1 protein-coding gene is annotated in these 921 nt (G+C 71.8%); it reads left to right on the plus strand.

The window, feature by feature from the left end:
* Positions 1 to 921 (plus strand): FUSC family protein (locus G3N98_RS39350; RefSeq protein ID WP_206151132.1); only part of this gene is annotated, 921 nt, incomplete at both ends.

The raw sequence follows: 921 nt of genomic DNA on the forward strand, positions 1-921 counted from the left end.
CCGCACGCGCTTGCGCGGCTGGCCGATGCGCGCGAACGCCTGCGTGTGGCGCTCGACGGTATCGCGCTAGGCGATCCGCGCGACGAAGCGGCGTTTTTGATCGCCGGCGAGCGATTGATCGAGCAGATCGACGACTATTGCGCGGCGCTCGACGGGCTCGTCGAATTGCAGCGCCCGCGGCCGGGCTATCGGCCCGCACGGGTGCGCTTTCACCGCGACACGGGGGCGGCCCTGCGCAACGGCGTGCGCTCGGCCTGCGCGATCGCGATCTCCGGTGCGTTCTGGCTTGTCACCGGCTGGAACCAGGGCGACATGATGCTGCTCGTCGTCGCGCCGTACTGCGCGCTGCTCGCGACCGCCGGCAACCCGGCCGCCGGCGCGCAGGCGTTCATCAAGGGCACGGTGCTGGCCGTGCCGGCCGCGTTCGTGTGCGCGTTCGGCATCCTGCCGCGCATCGAAGGCTTTCCGCTGCTGGTCGTCGCGCTCGCGCTGTTCTGGATGCCCGGCATCTATGCGACGAGCGTGCCGAAGACCGCGCTCGCGGGGCTCGCGTATCTCGTCGCGTTCAACACGCTGACCGGCGCGACCAATCCGTTCCGCCCCGACGTCGCGCTGTTCCTGAACCAGTCGGTCGCGTGGGTGCTCGCCACCTTCCTCACGCTGCTCACGTTCCGCTTGATCCTGCCGCGCAACCTGGCCACCGACGCCACGCGGCTGCGCCGCACGATCCGCGACGACACGCTCGCAGTCGTGGCGGGGAAGCGCGTCGTGGCGGCGGGCTGGCAGCAGCGCCAGCAGCACCGCATCGCGCAGCTCGGCGCGCTGCTCGCGGGCCAGCCGGCCGCGATGACGCAGGCGAGCATCGAGGCGCTCGCGGCGCTGCACGTCGGCAAGGAGTTGCTGCGGATTCGTCGCGGCGCC

Source organism: Burkholderia sp. Tr-20390 (assembly GCF_017104595.1).
Classification (GTDB): Bacteria; Pseudomonadota; Gammaproteobacteria; order Burkholderiales; family Burkholderiaceae; genus Burkholderia.